The following is an 18,241-nucleotide window of genomic DNA, read 5'->3' as shown; positions in this document are numbered from 1 at the left end:
CTGTTTCAAGGACTTGACATGACCATGCCCCGATCCACCCTGTTCAGCGCAGGATCGCCGCTGTGAGCAGCTACGCCGTCCTGGGCGACTGGGGCACCAGCAACCTGCGCCTTTTCCGTGTGCAGCATGGCCGCATCACGGCGCAGGCCGAAGGTCCCGGCATCGGGGAGGCGGGGCGTCAGGCCGAACCGGCCTTCGCCGGGGCGATCGCGCCATGGCTCGAAGACGGCATGCCCGCTGAAATCCGCCTCTGTGGCATGGCGGGCGCGCGGGACGGCTGGGTGGAAGCGCCCTATGCCCCGTGCCCCGCCGATGCAGCGGCATGGCGCGCCACCGCCGCCAGCTTCGACTGGCGGGGCGTGCCGGTCAGCATCATGGCGGGCGTCGCCTGCGATAGCGCGGACGGCGTGCCAGACGTCATGCGGGGGGAAGAAACGCAAATATTCGGAGCCTGCGCCCTCCATCCCGATCTGGCGCAGGGCCGCCACCTCATCGTCCTGCCCGGCACGCATAATAAATGGACCCTGGTGGAGGATGGCCGGGTCCTTGCCTTCCGCACCGTCCCGACCGGGGAACTGTTCGCCCTGCTGCGCGACCGTTCCACCCTGGCCCCAAGGGACGCCGCTGGCGACGCGGAGCAGGAGGAAGCGGGTTTCGCGGACGGGCTTGCCCGCGCGGGCGAAGGGCGGCTGCTCACCGGTCTGTTTGCCGCGCGGTCCATGCGGCTGCGCGCGAACAAGTCCGCTGATTGGGCGTCCGGCTATCTGTCGGGCCTGCTCATCGGCTGTGAGATCGCTGAAATCCGCGCCACCCTGTTTCACGGCGATAACGTCACCCTGATCGGCGACCCGCGCCTGTCCGCCCGCTATGCCCAGGCGCTGGAGGCGCAGGGCGTGCGATCCCGCTTGCTCGACGGCGAAGCCTGCGCGCTCGCTGGCCTTGGCTTTACGGAGAATTGATCCCATGACCCTTGACGACCTGCTCGCTGATGGAGCGCCCCCCATCGTCGCCATCCTGCGCGGCCTCACCCCGCAGGAAGCGCCCGCTGTCGGCGCGGCCCTGATCGACGCCGGGCTCCGCATCATCGAAGTGCCGCTGAACTCGCCGAGCCCGCTGGACAGCATCGCCGCGCTCCAGCGCCAGTTTGGCGAGGAAGCGTTGATCGGCGGCGGCACGGTTCTGTCGGTCGAGGCCGCCGAAGGGCTGCACGGCGCTGGCGGCCGCATCATGGTGACGCCCAACACCGACCCCGCCGTCATCGCCCGTGGCGCGGCGCTGGGGCTGGAACTGATGCCCGGCTTCATGACGCCCAGCGAAGCCTTCGCCGCCGTCAGGGCAGGCGCGCGCCGAATCAAGCTGTTCCCCGCCGCCCGGCTCGGCGCATCCTATGTGAAGGCGGTGAAGGAAGTGCTGCCGCGCGACATTGGCCTGTGGGCTGTCGGAGGCACGGGCGCCTACAGCATCGGCGAATGGCTTTCCGCTGGTTGCGAAGGCATCGGCGTCGGTGGCGCGCTCTACCGCCCCGGTGACAGCGCCGCCCAGGCTGGCGAAAAGGCGCGCGAACTGGTCGCGGCGTGGAAAGCGGCGAAGGGCGAGTTCCGCTAGGCGCAGCATTTTGATCGCCTCCATCGCTCTCCCCCGTTCAGGCTGAGCCTGTCGAAGCCCCTCTTCGTTCCTCAAACCCGCTGCCGCTTTCCCGCCCGCCTGAGCTTGCCACACCCCCTCAAGCCGCCCCCTTGGCCTTGGTCCGGTCCAATATCTCCCGCACCTTGCGCGCCAGATCGGCATAGGTGAAAGGCTTGGTCAGCAATTCCACGCCGGGGTCCAGCCGCCCATGGTGAAAGATGGCGTTGCGCGCATAGCCAGTGGCGAACAGCACCTTGAGCGCAGGCTGGCGTTCCAGCGCCTCGCGCGCGATGTCCGCCCCCGTCATGCCGCCGGGCAGCACGACATCGGTGAACAGCAGGTCGACCGGCGGCGAAGTCTCGTCCAGCCGGGTTAGGGCGGCGCGCCCGTCCTCCGCCTCCAGCACATGATAGCCCAGTTCCGTCAGTACCTCGACCGAATAGGCGCGCACCTTCTCGTCATCCTCGCACACCAGCACCGTTTCGTTGCCAGCGCCGCGCGGCGGACGGGCGGGTTCGGCCAACTGGTCGTTCGCCGCCACCCGGCCGCGGCTGCGCGGCAGGTAGAGCTTGACCGTGGTGCCTTGCCCCGGTTCGGAATAGACGCGCAGATGGCCGCCGGACTGCTTCATGAAGCCATAGACCATCGACAGCCCCAGGCCCGTTCCGCGCCCCACTTCCTTGGTCGTGAAGAAAGGCTCGATCGCGCGCGCCAGTACTTCCTCGTCCATGCCATGGCCCGTGTCCGACAGGCAGATCAGCACATATTGGCCGGGCGTCACCTCTTCTTCCAGCGCGGCATAATAAGCGTCGATATGGGTGTTCGCCACCTCGATGGTCAGCTTGCCGCCAGCGGGCATCGCATCGCGCGCATTGACCGCCAGGTTCAGCAGTACATTTTCCATCTGCGGCACGTCGATCTCGATCGGCCATGCGCCCGCCGCCTGGATGGTTTCCAGTTCGATCGTCGCGCCCAGCGTGCGGCTGAGCAATTCGGTGGTCTGCGCGACCAGCCGGTTGGGGTCGACCTGTTCGGGGGCGAGCGGCTGACGCCGTGAAAAGGCCAGCAGCCGCTGCGTCAGCATCGCCGCCCGCTGCGCCCCGCCCATCGCATTGTCGGCCGCCCGGCGCAGCCGCTCATCGCCCGCAAGGCCGCGTTGCAGCAGTTCCAGATTGCCCGTCACCACTTGCAGCAGATTGTTGAAGTCATGCGCGACCCCGCCGGTCAGCTGGCCCAGCGTTTCCATCTTCTGCGCCTGCCGCAGCGCTGCTTCCGTCTCCGCCAGCGCCTGCGCATGCGACCGCTGGTCGGTGACGTCCCGCGCCACGCAATAGACCAGCCCGCCGTCCGGCACGGCCGTCCAGCTAAAGGTGCGGTAGCTGCCGTCTTTCGCCCGGAAACGGTTTTCGAACCGCAGCGTCGGCGTCCCTTCGTTCAGGCTTTCGATCTGCTGGCGGGTCTTCGTGAAATCTTCGGGATGCTCCATCCATTCGGACGTGCGGCCGATCAGTTCTTCCTGGCCCCACCCCAATATCTCGGTCCAGGCGGGGCTGGCGGCGATCCATGTGCCCGCCTTGTCGGCGATCAGGAAAGGATCGCGCGCCAGCGTCCACAAACGGTTGCGTTCCGCCATCATCTGGCGCTCCGCCTCGACTCGGCGCGTCGTTTCATTGACGATGCACAGCGCGCCGCCCACTGATCCGTCCAGTTCGTACACCGGGGAATAGCTGATGTCGAAATAGACCTGCTCGCCCCGGCCGCCGTCACGCTCGATGTAGAAGGGGCGGTCCTTGGCATGCACCGTCTCGCCATCGCGCACGACCGACAGCAGCAGCGGCTCCAGATCGTGCCACAGCTCCGCCCAATATTCGCGCGCCGGGCGGCCCAGCGCATGGGGATGCTTGTCGCCGATCGTGGGCGCATAGGCTTCATTATACAGGGCGCACAGGTCCGGTCCCCAGAACAGGACGATCTCCGCCCTGGACGACAGCATCAGCCGCACGGTGGACAGCAGCGCGGGCGACCATTGGTTTACCGGCCCCAGTGGTGATCGGGAATCGATACGGGCGGTCATCGCGCCCAGCGGGCCCTGCGCCGCGATCATCCCGGCTGCTTGCTGAACCGGGCCGATCATTGACTATCCTCGGTTAACTTTCCCATCTGGCGGGATACGCCCGGCCGCGCGATTGTATCCGGCCGTTTCGCTTTGCCTATGACCTTTTGTCCGCGCGCCGCCCTCTTGCAACAGTGCCGCCGCCAGCGCATGAACCGCGCCATGACCGCGCTCGCTCTCCGCCGCCCCGCCTGGCCGTCCCCCCGGCCGGCGTCGATCGCCCGCTGGCTGCTTGCCGTTGCCGCGCTCGTCTTCTGCATGGTTGTGGTGGGGGGGATCACCCGGCTGACCGAATCGGGCCTTTCCATCACCGAATGGAAACCGATCACCGGCGCCATCCCGCCCCTGACCAATGACCAGTGGATGGAAGCGTTCCGGCTTTACCAGCAGATCCCGGAATATCAGGAAATCAACCGGGGCATGAGCCTGTCGGACTTCCAGTTTATTTTCTTCTGGGAATGGGTGCATCGCCTGCTGGGGCGGCTGATCGGGCTGGCCTTCGCGCTGCCGCTCATCTGGTTCGCCTGGGTACGCGCCATTCCGGCGGGCTATGGCCCGCGTCTGGTCGCGCTGCTCGCGCTCGGCGGGCTTCAGGGGGCGATCGGCTGGTGGATGGTGACCTCCGGCCTGTCGGTGCGCACCGATGTCAGCCATTATCGTCTTGCCGTTCACCTGCTCACCGCGCTGTTCATCATCGGCGGGCTGATCTGGACCGCGCTCGACCTGTTCATGCTGGCCCGCAACTCGCGCGCGCGGCCAGCGGCGCTGCGGCCCTTCGCGCTGGTGGTGCTGCTCATCCTGTTCGCCCAGTTGATGTTCGGCGCGTTCACCGCCGGGCTGGACGCGGGCTATGTCTCCAGCACATGGCCGCTGATGAACGACCATTTCGTGCCCGAAGGGATCGAATGGCTGGGCTCGCTGTGGGCGACCCTCTCCAGCGATCCCTACCTCGTCCACTTCATCCATCGCTGGTGGGCCTGGGCCGCCGCTGCCGCCCTCATCCTGCTGGCGCGCCGCGCTAAGCGGGCGGGGCGGCGCGGGGCGTCGATCGCCATCAACGCGGCGGTCGGCACCCAGATCGCGCTCGGCATCGCGACCGTGATCAGCGGCATCGCCCTGCCGCTCGCCGTGCTTCATCAGGCCGTCGGCGCGCTGGTCGTGGCCGCCGCCGCCTGGGGCGCGCACGCCGTGGGCATCCGCCGGGCATGAGCGGGGTCGCTCTCGTCTACACGTTGTTCGGCTCGGCCGAACGCGCGGAGCAGGTGGGGCGGCAGATGGTGCAGGAAAGGCTGGCCGCCTGCGCCAATATCCTGGGGGCGGCGACCTCCATCTACGAATGGAACGGCGTCATGGAAACGGCGGCGGAGGTGCCCGTCCTCTTCAAGACCGCGCCCTCGCGCCGCGACGCGCTGATGCAGCGCATCCGCGAACTGCATGATTATGACGTCCCGGCGATCCTCGCTTTGCCGGTGGATGCGGCCGAACCGGCCTACGCGAAATGGATCGCCGGCCACATCTCCAAATGATGGGGGTAAAGGCGGCGGGTATTATTTTACCCGTCACGAAAGCCGCCGAATCTCTTGACTTCCTGGCTCCCGCCCGTCATTAGCGCCCCACTTCTGCACGGCCGGAAAAAGCCGCGCAGTCCTCTATTACACTCTGGAGATTGGCACCATGAAGGCGCTGATGAAGACCACCAAGCCGGCGACCCCGGCAACGGTCGAAAAGAAATGGATCCTGATCGACGCGGAAGGCCTCGTCGTCGGCCGCCTCGCGTCGACCGTCGCGAACATCCTGCGCGGCAAGCACAAGCCGTCCTTCACCCCCCACGTCGATTGCGGTGACAACGTCATCATCATCAACGCGGACAAGGTGAAGTTCACCGGCCGCAAGCTGACCGACAAGGTCTATTACAAGCACACCGGCTATGCCGGCGGCATCAAGGAAACCACGCCCGCCAAGATCCTGGAAGGCCGTTTCCCTGAGCGCGTGCTGGAAAAGGCCGTGGAGCGCATGATCCCCCGCGGCCCGCTCGGCCGTCAGCAGATGCGCAACCTGCGCGTCTTCGCCGGTGCCGAACATCCGCACGAAGCCCAGAACCCCGAAGTGCTCGATTTCGCGTCGCGCAACCGCAAGAACAAGGTGGGTGCATAATGTCCGATAACCGCCAGTCCCTGTCCGACCTCGCGTCGCTGACCGCCAACGCTCCCGCGCCCGCCGCTGGTGAGACTCCCGCCGCTGCCGACGCGCCCATCGCTCCCGCTCAGCCCGCTGCTCCGCTGCGCCAGCAGGAAATCGACAGCCTCGGCCGCGCTTATGCCACCGGCCGCCGCAAGGATGCCGTCGCCCGCGTCTGGGTAAAGCCCGGCACCGGCAAGATCACGGTCAACGGCCGCGATCAGGAAGTCTATTTCGCTCGCCCGACCCTGCGTCTGGTCATCAACCAGCCCTTCGGCGTCACTGACCGCGAAGGCCAGTATGACGTGATCGCTACCGTCAAGGGCGGTGGCCTGTCGGGTCAGGCTGGCGCGGTCAAGCATGGCATCGCCCAGGCGCTCAGCAAATATGAACCGGCGCTGCGCAGCGCGGTCAAGGCCGAAGGCTTCCTGACCCGCGACAGCCGTACGGTCGAACGTAAGAAGTACGGCCGCGCCAAGGCTCGCCGCAGCTTCCAGTTCTCGAAGCGCTAAGCGCCTCTTTTGCAAGATCAGGGAAGGGCTGGCATTTGCCGGCCCTTTTCTTTTGCCCTTTTTCCATTCCGGCCCCGTACCGGACGCAACTTCCCGCCGTGCCGGATGTTCATCTGTCAACCGCAATCGACAGGAGAAATGCGATGGGCGAACTGACCGACAAGGCGAAGGCCGCTGCCAACAAGGCGGCAGGCTCGGTGAAGGAAGCCGTGGGCCGCCACCAGCGTGATCCCGATCTTGAAGCCGAAGGCCGCGCTCAGAAGGCCAAAGGCACGGCCCAGAATGTCAAAGGCTCGATCAAGGGCGCGCTTGGCGACGACATCTGACACATAGCTGAATGGCACAAGGCTTCGCCCCTTTGGGGTGAGGCCTTCGCCTTGTCTGCCGTATCGCAAAGGCTTCAAGTGCGGGATCCGGCCAGCGCCTCATCCGCAGCCGATGCATGCTCCGCCTCGCTTCGGCGAAGATAATCCCTGACGTCGCGCCGCAATTCCCCGGCGCAGAGATAGAGCGCGATGACGTTCGGGATCGCCATCAGAAAAAAGCTGCTGTCGACGATATCCACCACGCGCCCCAAATCGATCGCGGCGGCGGGCGGAAGCGCGATGATGTAGAGGATCTTGTAGCTCCATTGCGCCCTGGGACCATTGCCGAACAGATAACCCCAGGCCTGAAGTCCATAAAATCCCCAGGCGACCAGCGTCGAATAGGCAAACAGCACGACAACGATCGCGAGCAGCCATGGGAACCAGGGCGATACCTGCGCGAAGGCGGCGGAAGTGATGGCGATGCCTTCCAACCCTGATGTCCATGTGCCAGCGACCACCAGCGCGAGCCCGCCGACGGCGCAGACGATCATGGTGCCGAGCAGCGGTTCCAGCAATGCCACCAGTCCTTCGGACACAGGGTGCCGCACTCTGGCGAGGCTGTGTGCCATCACGGCTGAACCGACCCCGGCCTCGCTGGCGAACACGGCGCGCCGCATGCCCGCGACGAAAGCGCCCACAGCGCCGCCCGTCGCCGCATTGCCGCTCCACGCGCCATGCCAAATCTGGGCGAGCGCCGCAGGTATTTGCGGCGCATGGAAGATCAGCACCGCTGCCACCCCCACCAGATAAACCGCGACCTTGAGCGGGGTCAGCCGCTTGGCGACCTCGCCCAGCCACGCAGCGCCGCCCAATGTCACCAGCGCAACGGCTGCCGCCAGGATCACGCCATAGGTCCAGCCGTTGGAGAGGCCGGTGACGACCTGGACCTGCGCGAAGCTCTGGTTCACCTGCACCATGGGGATGGCCCCGAACAGCGCGAAGAAGGCGTAGAGCCCGCCCAGCACCAGGCCCAACCGGGGCCATCCCCGTGCCGCGCCAATGGCTTTCAGCACATACATCGGCCCGCCATGAACATGGCCGCGTTCATCGAACACGCGATATTTCAGGCCCAGCGTCACTTCCGCCATCTTCACCGTCATGGCGAACCAGCCGATGATGAACATCCACAGGATCGCGCCCGGCCCGCCCATGGTCAGCGCCACGGCGACCCCGGCGATATTGCCAAGGCCGATCGTCCCGGCCAGCGCCGTCGTCAGCGCGCCCCATTGGCTGACATCGCCTTTTGCCTCGCCGGCCTCCGGCTGGGTGCGCAGGATGCGCAGTGCCCGCCCGACCGCGCGGACATTGGGAAAGCCCAGCCAGACGGTGAAGAACAGCATCGGCAGCGCGAGATAGAGGACGATCAGTTCGATGTGCGCGCCCAGCAGCGGCACCTTGAAAAAGACGGCGCCCGATAGTGCGTCGACTGCGGCGTTGAATGCGCTCATCGGCAAGGGAATGGCTGGTCTCCGGTGGAAAGTCGAACAAAGATTGCTATGGGTGCCGCAAGGTCAGACCGGGACAGGGAATCATGGGCAGGCGATATTTCGGCACCGACGGCATTCGGGGACGCACCAATCAGTGGCCCATGACCGCGGAACTGGCGATGAAGGTCGGCATGGCGGCGGGAAAGCATTTCCAGCGCGGCAGCCACCGTCATCGCGTGGTGATTGGCAAGGATACGCGCCTGTCGGGCTATATGGTGGAAAATGCGCTGGTCGCCGGTTTCACCGCTGTCGGCATGGATGTCGTCCAGTTCGGTCCGATCCCGACTCCGGCGGTCGCGCTGCTGGCCCATTCGATGCGCGCCGACCTGGGCGTCATGATCTCCGCCAGCCATAATCCTTATGCCGACAATGGCATCAAGCTGTTCGGGCCGGACGGTTACAAGCTGTCCGACGAGGACGAGCTGAAGATCGAGGCGATGCTGGAGCAGGACATCCCGCTCGCTCCAGCGGCTGATATTGGCCGGGCGCGCCGGGTGGAGGATGCGCGCGGGCGCTATATTCACGCGGTCAAGTCGAGCTTCCCGGCCGACCTGCGCCTCGACGGGCTCAAGATCGTCGTCGATTGCGCGAATGGCGCCGCTTATCAGGTCGCGCCCTCCGCCTTGTGGGAATTGGGCGCGGAGGTGATTGCCGTGGGGGTTTCACCCAATGGCGTCAACATCAACGACCAGTGCGGATCGACATCGCCGCTGCTGTGCCAGGAGACGGTCGTTTCGTCCGGCGCCGACATCGGCATCGCGCTGGACGGGGACGCGGACCGGCTGATCGTCGTGGATGAGAAGGGCCGCATCGTCGATGGCGACCAGATCATGGCGCTGATCGCGGGCAATTTCGCGCGCGAGGGAAGCCTGCGCGGCGGCGGACTGGTGGCCACGGTCATGTCCAACCTGGGCCTTGAGCGCCACCTTGCAGGCCAGGGCATCAGGCTGGAGCGCACCAAGGTCGGGGACCGTTATGTGCTGGAGCGTATGCGCGAGGGCGGGTTCAACGTCGGCGGCGAGCAGTCGGGCCACATGATCCTGAGCGACTATGCCACGACCGGCGACGGCACCGTGGCCGCATTGCAGGTGCTGGCGGCGCTGGTGCGGTCGGGCAAGCGGGCCAGCGACCTGCTGCACCAGTTCGATCCCGTGCCGCAGTTGCTGAAAAATGTCCGCTTTTCCGGCGGAAAGCCGCTGGATCATGACGAGGTGAAGCGGGTGATCGCGCAGGCGGAGACGGAGCTGAACGGCTGCGGCCGTCTGGTGATCCGCCCGTCAGGAACCGAGCCGGTGATCCGCGTGATGGCCGAGGGCGACCGGGAGGATCAGGTCAGGGACGTGGTGGAGCGCATCTGCGACGCCGTGGCGCGCGTGGCGGCCTGATGCTGGAGATGCGGCCGGACTGCGAACGTTGCGGCGTGGATCTGCCTGCGGACGAGCCGGGCGCGTTCATCTGCTCGTTCGAATGCACCTTCTGCGCGCCTTGCGCCGAAGCGCTGGACGATCGCTGCCCCAATTGCGGCGGCGAACTGATGGACCGGCCGGTCCGCGCCGGGGATGCGCTCGCCCGGCATCCCGCCTCAACCCAGCGTCATTACAAGGCATGAGCATTGCGCGCATCCTGATCATCGCCGGGTCCGACAGCGGCGGCGGCGCGGGCATTCAGGCGGATATCCGCACGGTGACGCTGCTGGGCGGGCACGCCATGACCGCGATCACGGCGGTCACGGCGCAGAACACGACCGGCGTCCAGGGCGTACATGCCATTCCCGCCGAGATGGTGGTGCAGCAGATGGACAGCGTCATCGGCGACATCGGCGTGGATGCGGTCAAGATCGGCATGATCGGTTCGGCCGGGACCGCCGCTGCCGTTGCCGATCGTCTGGCGGCGCTGGATGTTCCCATCGTCTTCGACCCGGTGATGGTCGCGACCAGCGGCTCCGTCCTGGCCGACGAAGCGACGATTGCGGCGTTCGAGCGGCTGATGGCAGTCGCGACGCTGGTCACGCCCAACATCCCCGAACTGGCGGCGCTGGGCGGGGAGGAGATCGCCGTCAGGTTCGGCACGCATGTGCTGGCCAAGGGCGGGCATGGCGAAGGCCCCATGCTGACCGACCGGCTGATTGGCCCCGGCGGCGTGCTCAAGGCGTGGAGCAACGCCCGGATCGACACGCCCCACAATCATGGCACCGGCTGCACGCTGGCCAGCGCCATCGTGACCGGACTGGCACAGGGCCGGGACCTGATCGATGCGATCGAGCGGGCCCGCAAATATGTGCGTGAGGCGCTGGCGTTGGCGCCCGGACTGGGGCAGGGGCGCGGTCCCATGGGATCGCCGCTGGGATTTCATGTCCATGCCTGATTTCGCGCACGAACTGCGGCATCATCCGGGCCTTGTCGCCGGAGTGGACGAGGCGGGCCGGGGGCCGCTGGCCGGGCCCGTGGTCGCCGCCGCCGTCATATTGCGGCAGGAGGATTGCCCCGATGGCCTCAACGACAGCAAGCAGTTGACCGCCGCCCGCCGCGCCGTGCTGGAGGGGGAGATCAAGGCGCGGGCGCTGTGCTGGGGGGTCGGCGTCGCTTCGGTGGAGGAAATCGACAGCCTGAACATTCTGTGGGCGACGATGCTGGCGATGACGCGGGCCATGGAGGCGCTGGACCGGGACTGCGCCCATGTGCTGGTGGACGGGAACCGCTGCCCCAAATGGCGCTGGGCCTCGACGGCCGTGGTGGAGGGCGACGCCAAATGCCTGTCCATCGCCGCCGCCTCCATTCTGGCCAAGGAAGCGCGCGACCGGATGATGGTGGAAGCGGCCAGCGAGCATCCGCATTATGGGTGGGAAAGCAACAAGGGCTATGGCAGCCCGATGCACCTTGCGGCGCTGCGGGAACATGGGCCGACGCCGCTGCACCGCCGCAGCTTCGCCCCCGTCGCGCAGTTGATGCTGCTGTAGGATCTGGGTGACATAGGTGACACGACAGGCGCGCGGAAAAGCGTGGTTTTCCGTGTATTTTCCTACAGGTGGGATCGACGGTTGAAAGAGCCGCCTGGGCGCTATCATGACCGGCGGACTGTAGGACAGGAAAATATTGCCTGTCCCATGATGGGATAGCGCGCGCGATGCGCCTGCCGGGGCTGGCGGATCGCTTACTTATGGTTAAGAATAAATTTATGCGCTGCCTGCCGTCCCTGTTCGCCATAGCCGCCCTGACGATTCTTCCCGGCGCGGGAGGCGCGATCGCGCAGACCGCGGATGCCGGACAGTTGGAGGCTGGCGCCTATCGCTGGCTGGAGGAGGGGCCGTTCGAAGGCCCGCTCTACCTGATCATCAGCCTGCGGCAGCAGATGGTCCATGTCTATAGCGGCGACCGCCTGATCGGCATGGCCAGCGTATCGACCGGGACGCGCAGCCATCGCACGCCGACGGGCGAGTTTCCCATCCTACAGAAGCGGGAATGGCACCGGTCGAACCTGTACAGCAATGCGCCCATGCCCTTCATGCAGCGGCTGACCTGGGACGGGGTGGCGCTGCATGCCGGGCATAATCCGGGCTATCCGGCGAGCCATGGCTGCATCCGCCTGCCGACCGCCTTTGCCCGCAAGCTGTTTACGCTGACGCAATTGGGAACGCTGGTGCGGGTGAATGCGGATGAGTTGCGGCCCGCGCTGATGCTGGACCAACTGGTCCTGAACGATCCGGGGACGGCGATCGTGACTTTTACGCCGGATGCGAAGCCTGTGCCCGCGCCGGTGCAGCAGGCCGGGGTGCAGATGGCCGTGCGCGAGACCGCCGCGCCTGCGCCCATCGCGCGGCCTGATGTGCGGCAGGAGGCGAAAAAAGCGCCGATGGACGGGAGCGCGGTTCAAACCGCCGCAAAGGAGATGCCGGTGCAGCCGAGCCGGGCCGAGCCTGTAGCCCGGCCCGCGCGGGTACAGGAGAAGGAGAGCCGCATTCAACTCGCGGCGCAGGATGCCCCGTCGCTGTCGGTCGATCCCAGCGTGTTCCGGCCGCGCCTGCGCCGGTGATCGGGCTGTTCAGTCAGTAACCTGCCAGAGCATGATCAGGTTTGAGGGATCGCCGCCCCGGACCCTTTGTCAGGTCCAGGGTGACGGAAAGGAGCCTTATCGCGGATGGTCCCGCATGGGGCGATCACGGCCTAAAGAAGCGACCGGCACCGGGCCTGGGGCCGGCCGCTTCCCAACCCCCCGCTCGGGATTGTCTCGTCAGGCTGCTTCCGCCGTTTCCGCCGAAGCGGGCAGGCGGATCAGATAATCGAACGCCGACAGCGCGGCCGTCGCGCCGCCCCCGCAAGCGATCACGATCTGCTTGTAGGGAACGGTGGTGCAGTCACCCGCGGCGAATATGCCCGGCTGGCTGGTTTCGCCGCGCGCGTCAATCTCGATCTCGCCGCGCGGGGAAAGCGCAACGGTGTCCTTAAGCCATTCCGTGTTCGGAACGAGTCCGATCTGCACGAAGATGCCCTCCAGTTCAACATCATGTTCGGTGCCCTGGTTGCGGTCCTTGTAGCTGAGGCCCGTCACCCTGGTCCCGTCCCCGTCCACCCTGGTGGTGAGCGCGGACGTGATGATGCGCACATTGGGCAGGCTGGCGAGCTTGCGCTGCAACACGGCGTCGGCCCGCAGCTGGCTGTCGAATTCGATCAGCGTCACATGGGCGACGATACCGGCAAGGTCGATCGCGGCTTCGACGCCGCTATTGCCGCCGCCGATCACCGCCACGCGCTTGCCCTTGAACAGGGGGCCGTCGCAGTGGGGGCAGTAGGCAACGCCCTTGTTGCGATATTCCTCCTCGCCCGGCACGCCCATCTGCCGCCAGCGCGCGCCGGTGGAGAGGATCACGGTGCGGCCCTTGAGCGACGCGCCATTTTCCAGCACGACCTCATGATAGCCGCCCTCGCTCCTGGCCGGGATCAGCTTCGCCGCCTTTTGCAGGTTCATGACCTCGACATCATAATCCTTCACGTGCGCTTCGAGCGCGGCGGCGAATTTGGGGCCTTCGGTATGCTGGACCGAGATGAAATTCTCGATATCCATCGTGTCGAGCACCTGCCCGCCGAAACGTTCCGCCGCGACGCCGGTGCGGATGCCCTTGCGCGCCGCATAGATCGCCGCCGCAGCCCCGGCGGGGCCGCCGCCGACGATCAGCACCTCGAACGGGTCCTGGTTGCGGATCTTCTCCGCCGCGCGGTCCGCAGCGCCGCTGTCAATCTTCGCGACGATCTGCTCCAGTTCCATGCGGCCCGAAGCGAAGGGCTCGCCATTCAGGAAGACGGTGGGCACGGCCATGACCTTGCGCTCATCCACCTCTTCCTTGAACAGCGCGCCGTCAATGGCGACATGCCTGATCCGGGGATTGAGCACGCTCATCAGGTTCAGCGCCTGCACCACGTCGGGGCAGTTCTGGCACGACAGGGAGAAATAGGTTTCGAAGCTGAAATCGCCGTCCAGATCCTTGATCTGGCTGACCAGGTCCTGCGCCGCCTTCGACGGGTGGCCGCCGACCTGGAGCAGGGCGAGCACCAGCGAGGTGAATTCATGCCCCATGGGAATGCCGGCGAAGGTCACGCCGATATCCGTGCCAGCCCGGCGGATCATGAAGCTGGGCCTGCGGCGGTCATTGCCCGTCAGCACCAGCGAAACCTTGTCCGACAGCCCGGCGATTTCGGTCAGCAATTCTTCCAGTTCGCGCGACTTCGCGCCTTCGTCCAGCGACGCCACCAGCTCGATGGGCTGCGTGATGTTCGCCATATAGGCCTTGAGCTGGCCCTTGAGATTTGCGTCCAACATCGTGTCAAAGCTCCATGAGCGCGCCGCTTTGCGGGCACGCGATTGTCCGATCGCCGGTGCGGCCCGAAGGTTCCGGCGCTTGTCTCTATCTCGTCTCGTTACCGTCACCCCGGACTTGATCCGGGGTCCCGCTCACTTGCCTGCATTGCCCGAAGTGAAGCGGGATTCCGGGTCAGGCCCGGTATGACGCACCCATGATGGAGTGCGTCATGTCATAGGCGCCCGCCGGACCGGGGAGGGTCCTCGACCCGGCCCGGCGGATGCTGTCAGCTCTTAGATCTTGCCGACGAGGTCGAGCGAGGGAGCCAGGGTTTCTTCACCCTCTTCCCACTTGGCCGGGCACACTTCGCCGGGGTGAGCGGCGACATATTGCGCTGCCTTGACCTTGCGCAGCAGTTCGGTCGCGTTGCGGCCGACGCCTTCCGACGTGATTTCCATGAACTGGATCACGCCTTCGGGATCGACGAGGAAGGTGGCGCGGTCGGCCAGGCCGACGCCCGGACGCATCACGTCGAAATTGTTGGTGATCTGGCCCGACTGGTCGCCCAGCATGTAATAGTTGATCTTGCCGATCGCGGGCGAGGTGTCGTGCCATGCCTTGTGGCTGAAATGCGTGTCGGTCGACACCGAATAGACTTCCACGTTCAGCGACTGGAGCGTCGGGTAGATGCCGGCAAGGTCCTCCAGCTCGGTCGGACAGACGAAGGTGAAGTCAGCGGGGTAGAAGAAGAAGATCGCCCACTTGCCCTTCACATCCTCGTCAGTGACATCGACGAACTTGCCTTCCTTGTACGCGGTGGCCTTGAACGGCTTGATGGTGGTGTTGATAAGCGCCATGAGCTTTCCAGTTCCTTCTGAGGGGTTGCTGTTGCCTGGCCTATGTAGGGAAGGAGCGCCGCCGGGGGAAATTGGTTTTCTCGCCCGGTCATATTGAGAAAAGCGATCAGAGGGCGGGTTATTGATCGACAGCGCCGTCTCTGGGCTTTTCGATGATATAGGTCATCGCTTCCTTGACCATCGCCAGCGCCTCTTCCGTGGTGAAGGTGGACGAATCGAGGCAGAGTTCAAGCCACAACCCATCGACCATCGCGGTAAGGGCGATGGCGGCGACCCGTGCGGCGGGACGGGGGATTTGAGGGGCGGCTTCCCGCAGCAGCACTTCCAGCCGCTCGCGCGAGCCGCCATAGGTTTCCGCATGGGTGGCGGCGATTTCCGGGTTGGTCTTGACCAGGCTCCAGAAGGAGATCCACGTCGCCAGCAGATTGGGGTCGAGCACTGGCGGCTGGAAATTGGCGCGCAGATAGGCCCAGAGGCGCGCACGGGGATCAGGCCCGGCCTGCGCCACCGCCTGTTCCATGGCCGCCGCGACCTTTTCGCCCACATCGCGATAGGTGGCGAGGATCAGCGCTTCCACGCCGTCGAAATAATGGGTGAGCAGGCCAGCGGAGACCCCGGCTCTGGCGCAGATGGCGCGCACCGATATTGCGCCCACTCCTTTTTCCGCAAGGCAGCGCGCTGTCGCTTCGATCAGCGCCTGACGCCTGACGTCGGCCGATTCCCGGACGAACCGGGCCCTTGCCTGCCCCGTCCGGGGGCTCCTCATGCTTTTTTGCTCCACGTCTTTTTTCCTGCCGCCATGGATGCCCGGCATTCATGGATCAAACCCCATCGTTCACCCGTTTGAGGAAGGAATTGCAAGGGGAAAGATGCATGAACCGCAATGCCGCCGCTGCCCTTCTGATGCCGATGCTGCTGGGCGTGGCGGCGCTGGGCGGCTGCTCCGGGGCCGTGGACGATCAGGCGGCGGCGAACAATGCGGCGCAGGCGCCTGAGGTGGAGGCGATCGATGACCCCGATTCGCCGCGCGCGGGCAATGAGGATGCGCCGGAAAGGCTGCCGACCGACGATTGGGTGGGGCGCTGGACCGGTCCCGAAGGGCTGTTCCTCGACATCCAGCCTTCGCCCAACGGCAAGCCGGGCCATTATGCGATCGCCAATCGCGACACGCTGGACCGGCAGGCGGACTATGCAGGCGTGGGCGAGGGCGCGGCGATCCGCTTCACGCGCGACGGCAAGGATGTGACGATCCGGCCCGGATCGGGCGAGGAGACCGGTTTCAAATATCTGGCGGGAAAGAGCGACTGCCTGATCCTGGTGCCGGGCAGGGAAGGCTATTGCCGTTAGGCAGGCTCGGCCAGTTCCTCCAGCGCGGTGAAGCGCTGCGACCAGAGCGCGCCGTAGATCGCCATCCATTGCACCACCGGGGCCAAGCCCTTGACCCGCGCGCTGTAGTAGGTTTCGCGGCCCGCCCGCCGCGCCGTCACCAGCCGCGCGCGTTTCAGCTTGCCCAGATGGCGCGAGACCATGGGCTGCGACACGGCGGAGATGGCGGTCAGGGCATGGACGCTCTGTTCGCCTTCCTTCACCAGATATTCGAGCAGGGCCCGGCGGGTGCCGTCGGACAGCGTCTTGAAAAGTTCGTCGCAGGCGGCGCTGCGGTCGCCGCTGGAAAGTTGATCCGTCATCGCCAAAGTCATAACCATGTTGTTATGAATGGATCAAGATCAGGCGGCGAATTTGCCCTCGCCATGCCGTTAACCAAAAAAAGTTGGGCATCGCCAAAGGGTGAGTCTTTTGAGTCACACCACCTTATATTGAGTCCAGGCCGAACCCAAGGACTCAACATCTCGTGGCTACTCCATTCGTTCCGTCCAGCGGCGACGCCGTGTCAGCCGCGAACGCTAAGCTGCTGATCTTGACGGCGGACTCCAGAGGACTCAACGCTGGCGGCGTAACGAACGGGGGTCCGGCAATGGGTGTGATGGAGCGCGTCGCGACGCGGCGCAAGAAGGCGGTCGCGCCTGTTGAAATCGAGGCGGATCGCCTGCTGCGTGGCGACTGCATTGCCGAAATGGCGAAGCTGCCGGACGCGTGCATCGACATGATCTTCGCCGATCCGCCCTATAATCTGCAACTGGGCGGCGACCTGTTCCGGCCCGAAGGCGGGCGCGTGGACGCGGTCGACAATGACTGGGACAAGTTCGACACGCTGACCAGCTATGACCGCTTCACCAAGGCGTGGCTGGCGCAGGCGCGCCGCATTTTGAAGCCCAACGGCACCATCTGGGTGATCGGCAGCTATCACAATATCTTCCGCGTCGGCACCGCCTTGCAGGATGAAGGCTTCTGGATTCTGAACGACATCATCTGGCGCAAGGCGAACCCGATGCCCAATTTCAAGGGCACGCGCTTCACCAACGCGCATGAGACGCTGATCTGGGCGAGCCAGGGCGAGGATGCCCGCTACACCTTCAACTACAAGGCGATGAAGACGCTCAATGACGAGTTGCAGATGCGGTCGGACTGGGTGCTGCCGATCTGCGGCGGGCAGGAGAGGTTGAAGCGCAACGGGACGAAGGCGCACCCGACGCAGAAGCCCGAGGCGCTGCTGTACCGCGTGCTGCTGGCCTGCACCAAGCCGGGCGACGTGGTGCTAGATCCCTTTTTCGGCACCGGCACGACCGGCGCGGTGGCCAAGCGGCTGGGGCGCAGGTGGATCGGCATCGAGCGCGAGGACAGCTATATCGAGGTCGCGCTGGAGCGGATCGAGGCCGCGCTGCCGCTGGACGAATCGGCGCTGACCATCATGCAGAGCGCCAAGGCGCAGCCCAAGGTCGCCTTCGGCACGCTGGTGGAGACGGGCTATTTGCAGCCGGGCGCGGTGCTGATGGACAGCAAGCGCCGCTGGCAGGCGACCGTTCGCGCGGACGGATCGCTGAATGCGGGCGCGGAAAGCGGATCGATCCACAAGCTGGGCGCGACGCTGCAAGGCGCGCCGAGCTGCAACGGCTGGACCTTCTGGCATTATGAGGGCGAGGGCGGGTTGAAGCCGATCGACGCGTTGCGGCAGACCTATCTGCTGGCCAATGAGCCTTGAGGGCGAGCGGGAATAGATTCGTTCAGGGCGAACGGGAGTAAAAATGTCCCTGCCACCTCTTCCCGCCGATGCGCGGCTGTATCTGAAACCCGCCTGGTTCGTGCCTTCGCCCATCGGCCTGCCGGACGGGTCGGCGGCGCGGATGGGCAACGGGCTGATCTGGTTCCAGGCCTATGAACTGACGGTCCGGCGCGGGCGCGACCGGCTGG

At 65.8% G+C, this 18,241-nt stretch carries 19 protein-coding genes and 2 pseudogenes; 15 read left to right on the top strand and 6 right to left on the bottom strand.

Annotated features, from left to right (window positions below; all coding sequences use genetic code 11):
- The first annotated feature begins 62 nt into the window (after positions 1-62).
- Positions 63-959, top strand: coding sequence for a 2-dehydro-3-deoxygalactonokinase (locus L288_RS32490; RefSeq protein ID WP_021238407.1), 897 nt, complete (start codon positions 63-65; stop codon positions 957-959).
- A 4-nt stretch (positions 960-963) separates the two neighbouring features.
- Entirely contained in the window at positions 964-1,605 is a 642-nt protein-coding gene (locus L288_RS32485; protein ID WP_021238406.1) for a 2-dehydro-3-deoxy-6-phosphogalactonate aldolase, read from the top strand.
- Between the two features lie 118 nt (positions 1,606-1,723).
- Here L288_RS32485 and L288_RS32480 read toward each other — a convergent pair whose 3' ends face one another.
- Positions 1,724-3,760, bottom strand: a complete 2,037-nt coding sequence (locus L288_RS32480) for a hybrid sensor histidine kinase/response regulator (RefSeq protein WP_021238405.1) — start codon at positions 3,758-3,760, stop codon at positions 1,724-1,726.
- 141 nt (positions 3,761-3,901) lie between these two features.
- On the opposite strand from L288_RS32480, the gene L288_RS32475 reads away from it, so the two are divergent.
- From L288_RS32475 to L288_RS32455, 5 genes are all read left to right on the top strand, one after another.
- Positions 3,902-4,948 (top strand): COX15/CtaA family protein, encoded by a 1,047-nt coding sequence (locus L288_RS32475; RefSeq protein ID WP_021238404.1) that lies wholly within the window; start codon positions 3,902-3,904, stop codon positions 4,946-4,948.
- Positions 4,945-5,265, top strand: coding sequence for a divalent-cation tolerance protein CutA (cutA, locus tag L288_RS32470; protein WP_031304407.1), 321 nt, complete (start codon positions 4,945-4,947; stop codon positions 5,263-5,265). Before L288_RS32475 ends, cutA begins: the two co-directional genes overlap by 4 nt.
- A gap of 148 nt (positions 5,266-5,413) precedes the next feature.
- The gene (gene rplM, locus L288_RS32465) at positions 5,414-5,893 is read left to right on the top strand and encodes a 50S ribosomal protein L13 (protein ID WP_021238402.1); all 480 of its coding nucleotides are present in this window, start codon (positions 5,414-5,416) and stop codon (positions 5,891-5,893) included.
- Positions 5,893-6,429, top strand: a complete 537-nt coding sequence (gene rpsI / locus L288_RS32460; RefSeq protein WP_021238401.1) for a 30S ribosomal protein S9 — start codon at positions 5,893-5,895, stop codon at positions 6,427-6,429. Before rplM ends, rpsI begins: the two co-directional genes overlap by 1 nt.
- A gap of 143 nt (positions 6,430-6,572) precedes the next feature.
- The gene (locus L288_RS32455; RefSeq protein ID WP_021238400.1) at positions 6,573-6,755 is read left to right on the top strand and encodes a CsbD family protein; all 183 of its coding nucleotides are present in this window, start codon (positions 6,573-6,575) and stop codon (positions 6,753-6,755) included.
- A gap of 74 nt (positions 6,756-6,829) precedes the next feature.
- Here the strand turns inward: L288_RS32455 and L288_RS32450 are convergent, their stop codons facing one another.
- Positions 6,830-8,245: an alanine/glycine:cation symporter family protein gene (locus L288_RS32450; RefSeq protein WP_021238399.1), complete on the bottom strand. Its 1,416-nt coding sequence runs from the start codon at positions 8,243-8,245 to the stop codon at positions 6,830-6,832.
- An 83-nt stretch (positions 8,246-8,328) separates the two neighbouring features.
- On the opposite strand from L288_RS32450, the gene glmM reads away from it, so the two are divergent.
- The 5 genes and pseudogenes from glmM to L288_RS43880 all read left to right on the top strand — a co-directional run.
- A complete protein-coding gene (gene glmM, locus L288_RS32445; protein WP_021238398.1) occupies positions 8,329-9,669 on the top strand; it encodes a phosphoglucosamine mutase in 1,341 nt (446 codons plus the stop codon).
- Positions 9,669-9,893 carry a DUF1272 domain-containing protein gene (locus L288_RS32440; protein ID WP_021238397.1) on the top strand — a complete coding sequence of 75 codons (225 nt, stop codon included), beginning with the start codon at positions 9,669-9,671 and terminating at the stop codon, positions 9,891-9,893. The genes glmM and L288_RS32440 overlap by 1 nt, the downstream gene beginning before the upstream one ends.
- Positions 9,890-10,648 (top strand): bifunctional hydroxymethylpyrimidine kinase/phosphomethylpyrimidine kinase, encoded by a 759-nt coding sequence (thiD, locus tag L288_RS32435; RefSeq protein ID WP_021238396.1) that lies wholly within the window; start codon positions 9,890-9,892, stop codon positions 10,646-10,648. Before L288_RS32440 ends, thiD begins: the two co-directional genes overlap by 4 nt.
- Entirely contained in the window at positions 10,641-11,240 is a 600-nt protein-coding gene (locus tag L288_RS32430; RefSeq protein ID WP_031304405.1) for a ribonuclease HII, read from the top strand. The genes thiD and L288_RS32430 overlap by 8 nt, the downstream gene beginning before the upstream one ends.
- Before the next feature lie 218 nt (positions 11,241-11,458).
- Positions 11,459-12,013, top strand: a pseudogene (locus L288_RS43880) (L,D-transpeptidase family protein); the annotation flags it as partial.
- A gap of 498 nt (positions 12,014-12,511) precedes the next feature.
- Here L288_RS43880 and ahpF read toward each other — a convergent pair.
- The 3 genes from ahpF to betI all read right to left on the bottom strand — a co-directional run bounded on the left by ahpF (position 12,512) and on the right by betI (position 15,698).
- Positions 12,512-14,095 carry an alkyl hydroperoxide reductase subunit F gene (ahpF, locus tag L288_RS32425; protein ID WP_021238393.1) on the bottom strand — a complete coding sequence of 528 codons (1,584 nt, stop codon included), beginning with the start codon at positions 14,093-14,095 and terminating at the stop codon, positions 12,512-12,514.
- A 273-nt stretch (positions 14,096-14,368) separates the two neighbouring features.
- Positions 14,369-14,932, bottom strand: a complete 564-nt coding sequence (ahpC, locus tag L288_RS32420) for an alkyl hydroperoxide reductase subunit C (protein WP_021238392.1) — start codon at positions 14,930-14,932, stop codon at positions 14,369-14,371.
- Positions 14,933-15,050: 118 nt separating this feature from the next.
- Positions 15,051-15,698 carry a transcriptional regulator BetI gene (betI, locus tag L288_RS32415; RefSeq protein WP_021238391.1) on the bottom strand — a complete coding sequence of 216 codons (648 nt, stop codon included), beginning with the start codon at positions 15,696-15,698 and terminating at the stop codon, positions 15,051-15,053.
- 107 nt (positions 15,699-15,805) lie between these two features.
- On the opposite strand from betI, the gene L288_RS32410 reads away from it, so the two are divergent.
- Positions 15,806-16,279, top strand: coding sequence for a hypothetical protein (locus L288_RS32410; protein ID WP_021238390.1), 474 nt, complete (start codon positions 15,806-15,808; stop codon positions 16,277-16,279).
- Here L288_RS32410 and L288_RS32405 read toward each other — a convergent pair.
- Positions 16,276-16,620, bottom strand: coding sequence for an ArsR/SmtB family transcription factor (locus L288_RS32405; protein ID WP_031304403.1), 345 nt, complete (start codon positions 16,618-16,620; stop codon positions 16,276-16,278). The two genes, L288_RS32410 and L288_RS32405, sit on opposite strands and share 4 nt — an antisense overlap.
- 287 nt (positions 16,621-16,907) lie before the next feature.
- Between L288_RS32405 and L288_RS32400 the strand changes: the two genes are divergently transcribed.
- Positions 16,908-18,032 carry a site-specific DNA-methyltransferase gene (locus L288_RS32400; protein ID WP_021238388.1) on the top strand — a complete coding sequence of 375 codons (1,125 nt, stop codon included), beginning with the start codon at positions 16,908-16,910 and terminating at the stop codon, positions 18,030-18,032.
- 43 nt (positions 18,033-18,075) lie between these two features.
- Positions 18,076-18,241, top strand: a pseudogene (locus tag L288_RS43050) (dihydropteroate synthase); the annotation flags it as partial.

The sequence above is a fragment of the Sphingobium quisquiliarum P25 genome (assembly GCF_000445065.1).
Taxonomy (GTDB): domain Bacteria; phylum Pseudomonadota; class Alphaproteobacteria; order Sphingomonadales; family Sphingomonadaceae; genus Sphingobium; species Sphingobium quisquiliarum.
This window is presented reverse-complemented; position numbering and strand designations above follow the sequence as displayed.

Bases quoted from the DNA above. Each gene is read 5' to 3' on its own strand.
- cutA (WP_031304407.1), top strand. From the start codon at position 4,945: ATGAGCGGGGTCGCTCTCGTCTACACGTTGTTCGGCTCGGCCGAACGC.
- ahpC (WP_021238392.1), bottom strand. From the start codon at position 14,932: ATGGCGCTTATCAACACCACCATCAAGCCGTTCAAGGCCACCGCGTAC.
- L288_RS32440 (WP_021238397.1), top strand. From the start codon at position 9,669: ATGCTGGAGATGCGGCCGGACTGCGAACGTTGCGGCGTGGATCTGCCT.
- L288_RS32480 (WP_021238405.1), bottom strand. From the start codon at position 3,760: ATGATCGGCCCGGTTCAGCAAGCAGCCGGGATGATCGCGGCGCAGGGC.
- ahpF (WP_021238393.1), bottom strand. From the start codon at position 14,095: ATGTTGGACGCAAATCTCAAGGGCCAGCTCAAGGCCTATATGGCGAAC.
- rpsI (WP_021238401.1), top strand. From the start codon at position 5,893: ATGTCCGATAACCGCCAGTCCCTGTCCGACCTCGCGTCGCTGACCGCC.
- L288_RS32450 (WP_021238399.1), bottom strand. From the start codon at position 8,245: ATGAGCGCATTCAACGCCGCAGTCGACGCACTATCGGGCGCCGTCTTT.
- thiD (WP_021238396.1), top strand. From the start codon at position 9,890: ATGAGCATTGCGCGCATCCTGATCATCGCCGGGTCCGACAGCGGCGGC.
- L288_RS32475 (WP_021238404.1), top strand. From the start codon at position 3,902: ATGACCGCGCTCGCTCTCCGCCGCCCCGCCTGGCCGTCCCCCCGGCCG.
- betI (WP_021238391.1), bottom strand. From the start codon at position 15,698: ATGAGGAGCCCCCGGACGGGGCAGGCAAGGGCCCGGTTCGTCCGGGAA.
- L288_RS32455 (WP_021238400.1), top strand. From the start codon at position 6,573: ATGGGCGAACTGACCGACAAGGCGAAGGCCGCTGCCAACAAGGCGGCA.
- L288_RS32405 (WP_031304403.1), bottom strand. From the start codon at position 16,620: ATGACGGATCAACTTTCCAGCGGCGACCGCAGCGCCGCCTGCGACGAA.
- rplM (WP_021238402.1), top strand. From the start codon at position 5,414: ATGAAGGCGCTGATGAAGACCACCAAGCCGGCGACCCCGGCAACGGTC.
- L288_RS32410 (WP_021238390.1), top strand. From the start codon at position 15,806: ATGAACCGCAATGCCGCCGCTGCCCTTCTGATGCCGATGCTGCTGGGC.
- glmM (WP_021238398.1), top strand. From the start codon at position 8,329: ATGGGCAGGCGATATTTCGGCACCGACGGCATTCGGGGACGCACCAAT.
- L288_RS32430 (WP_031304405.1), top strand. From the start codon at position 10,641: ATGCCTGATTTCGCGCACGAACTGCGGCATCATCCGGGCCTTGTCGCC.
- L288_RS32485 (WP_021238406.1), top strand. From the start codon at position 964: ATGACCCTTGACGACCTGCTCGCTGATGGAGCGCCCCCCATCGTCGCC.
- L288_RS32400 (WP_021238388.1), top strand. From the start codon at position 16,908: ATGGGTGTGATGGAGCGCGTCGCGACGCGGCGCAAGAAGGCGGTCGCG.